This is a genomic window from Mesobacillus sp., assembly GCF_049588175.1.
Taxonomy (GTDB): domain Bacteria; phylum Bacillota; class Bacilli; order Bacillales; family Cytobacillaceae; genus Mesobacillus.
This window is the reverse complement of record NZ_JBAVFI010000623.1, coordinates 1-3290: the sequence shown is the minus strand read 5'-3', so window position 1 is coordinate 3290 and position 3290 is coordinate 1. Positions and strand designations below refer to the sequence as shown.

Genomic DNA, 3290 nt, shown 5'->3' with positions numbered 1-3290 from the left:
ATGGCATGAGCCAGGTGAGCCAGTCTGTGTATCCAGAGGATGCACTAGAGAACGAATCATACCCAATGCAAACTTATCGGCGGTTTGCAGCTTCGGGCGGGGCGCTGTATCCAAACGAATTGTATATGTATTTAAAGGTAGAGGGTTTGCCAGATGGGGTGTACCATTATGACCCGGCACATCACCGTCTCGAACTGCTCCGTGAAGGGAATTTCGATTCTTATATAGAGCGAGCTCTTGACAATCGCTGCGATGTTTCTTCCTGTTTTGGCACGGCCTTTGTATCAACAATGTTTTGGAAAAACTACTTTAAATACAATAACTTCGCGTACCGCCTGCAAGGGTTGGATGCCGGTGTTCTGATGGGACAATTACTCGAGACAGCAAAGCGGTTTGGCTTCGCATCAGGGGTGTACTATCAATACCTTGATTCGGCAATCAATCACCTTCTAGGACTCTCTGACCAGGAGGAGAGCGCGTATTCGATCATCCCGCTCTCAGTAGAACCGACAAACTGGAGCACAAACGGACGAGAAATAGATGAGGATCTAACGGCTGAAGAATTGAAACTTGAGCTGCCTCCTATATACCCAGAAAACTATGAACGCTCACGACTGGTTAAAGAGTATCCTAGGTTAATTGAAGTGAATCGAGCATCCATGTTTGGTTCAACCAGCTTGTTTCAGAAGATTCGGGAACAGTCTCATGAAAAAGAATATGAGGACCCAGCAATAAAACTGCCTAAGGTAGAACCAATTTCATATGATTTAGCAGAAGTATGTAAAAAGCGATTTTCCCCGGAACTGGATTTTGTATTAGGTAAGGTAAGTCACGAGCAGCTAGCTACACTGCTGCAGGAAACAACCGCATCATTCACTTACCGAAACGACCTCGATGAAGCCTATATAAGCAATGAATCGCGTGTTTCAATATATGGCTGCTTTTATAATGTTGAGGGAGTTCCAAACGGCGCTTATTTTTATGACAGTACGAAACATGAATTATATGACATAAATCAAGGTGATCACCGACTTCATTTACAATCAGGATTGTCACTTGATAATGTGAATTTGCTCCAGGTACCTATATGCATGCATGTGGTTGGAAGCAAGGATTTTAATAAAGATACATTGGGGTATAGAGGCTACCGCATTATGCAAATGGAAGCCGGCATGCTCGTCCAGCGATTACTGATCACTTCATCAGCACTCGGGATGGGGGGGCATCCGCTCCTTGGGTTTGATACGAAGTTAAGTGATGAAGTTTACAAGATGGATTCAAATGGGAAAACGAGTTTAATTCAAATACCGATAGGGTTTTACCGGCATCGGCCTTGGTTGAAGGGGAGTTTGCAGAGCTAAGGTGAACATAGGGACGGTTCCATGTTCCTTTTGGGAACACGAGAACCGTCCCCATGTTATTATTTAAAATAAAAATCCTCTACCTTTTACAAAAGCATTTTGATATAATGATAAAAAAGTAAATAGTCTGGGTGAAGGTGCCTTTTCTGAATGTGCGATGATGCTTATTCAGGAGGGCACCTTTTTGTTTTCCCAGGGCAGTAAGCGCTTTCTTATTTTTGGAAGAGGAGGGAGTACATAATGTATCAATGCACATTGAAAAACCAAACCTTTACGTTTGCCTCTATTAAAGATGTATTGGCTAAGGCTAGTGAAGAAAAGTCTGGCGATAAAATGGCTGGGCTGGCTGCTGAATCATCTCTTGAGAGAATGGCAGCAAAGGTTGTTCTCAGTGAGACAACGCTGGAAGAAATCTATAAAAATCCAGTGATTCCTTATGAAGAAGATGAAGTGACAAGGGTGATCTATGATGACCTGAACGAATTCATCTACAATGAAATCAAGGCCTGGACAGTTGGTGAACTGCGAGACTATATCCTTTCTCACGATACAAAGAGCTCGGAACTGCTGCGCCTCAGCAAAGGATTAACAAGTGAAATGATTTCGGGTGTTGCCAAGTTGATGTCCAGTATCGATTTGGTCATGGCGTCACAAAAAATCAGGCCAACCGCACATTGCAATACGACGATTGGAGAAGAGGGAAGACTGGCGTTCCGCTGCCAGCCCAACCATCCTACAGATAATCCGGAAGGAATCATGGCTTCCTTGATGGAAGGTTTGTCGTACGGTTCAGGGGATGCGGTTATCGGCATCAACCCGAATAATGATACCGTCGAATCCGTCACACGCCTTTTAAAAATGTCTCATGATTTTATTCAAAAGTGGGGAGTTCCGACGCAAAACTGTGTGCTTGCACATATCACCACTCAGATGGAGGCATTGAAACAAGGTGCACCTGTCGCGCTAATGTTCCAGAGCCTTGCAGGAACAGAATTAGCGAATAAAGATTTTGGAGTGTCGAAGGAGATCATCGATGAGGCCCACGCTTTGATGGCGAAGTATGGTACATCAACAGGACCGAATCAGCTGTACTTTGAAACGGGACAGGGCTCAGAAGTCTCTCTTGATGCACATCTAGGTGTCGATATGCAGACTCTTGAAGCAAGAACCTATGGATATGCCCGCCACTGGAAGCCGTTTATGGTCAATAATGTTTCAGGTTTCATTGGTCCTGAAACCGTTTATGATGGGAAGCAGGTAATCCGAGCAGATCTAGAGGATCTTTTTATGGGAAAAATGCATGGGCTGCCAATGGGAATCGCGCCAACATATACAAACCATATGCAAGCTGACCAGAATGATCAGGAAATCGCTGGAATGCTGACAGCACTAGCTGGCGCAAACTTCTACATGGGTGTTCCTGGCGGGGACGATGTTATGCTGAGTTACCAGGATACAAGTTACCATGACGACGCCAGCTTGCGCGAAATGTTAGGTCTAAGACCGCTCCGTGAGTTTGAGGAATGGCTTGAAAAAATGGGAATCATGAAAAATGGGCGTTTGACTGAAAAAGCAGGCGACCTGTCGATTTTTAAATAAGAAAGGAGGAACCACATATGGATATATCTGCAATTGTAAAACAAGTAATGGATGAGCTTGAGAAAAAGGGTACACAGCAAACGAATAGCGCAAAAACCTTTACCAAAATACCAGAATCAAAGATTAATTATCCAACCAGCGAAAAGGTGATTGATTACAAGAAAGATAAAAATGTTGGGGTAGATAACCCGGTTGATCGGGAAATGATCCAGCGAGCTAGATCGATTACACCAGCACGAATTGGGATTGGACGAACAGGAACGAGGATGAAGACAAAAGACTATCTCGATTTCCGAATTGATCACGCCGCTGCGCAAGATGCCGTTTTCC

Annotated in this window: 3 protein-coding genes; all 3 read left to right on the top strand. The window is 44.2% G+C overall.

Annotated features, from left to right (window positions below; translation table 11 throughout):
* Positions 1–1361: SagB family peptide dehydrogenase (locus tag WB217_RS15065; protein WP_423994059.1), on the top strand; the 1361-nt coding region annotated here is incomplete at its 5' end.
* 240 nt (positions 1362–1601) lie between these two features.
* Positions 1602–2960 carry an ethanolamine ammonia-lyase subunit EutB gene (locus tag WB217_RS15060; RefSeq protein ID WP_423994058.1) on the top strand — a complete coding sequence of 453 codons (1359 nt, stop codon included), beginning with the start codon at positions 1602–1604 and terminating at the stop codon, positions 2958–2960.
* A 17-nt stretch (positions 2961–2977) separates the two neighbouring features.
* Positions 2978–3290 (top strand): ethanolamine ammonia-lyase light chain EutC (locus tag WB217_RS15055; protein ID WP_423994057.1); only part of this gene is annotated, 313 nt, incomplete at its 3' end.

Excerpts from the sequence above, each read along its gene's own strand:
- WB217_RS15060 (WP_423994058.1), top strand. The coding sequence starts at position 1,602 with ATGTATCAATGCACATTGAAAAACCAAACCTTTACGTTTGCCTCTATT.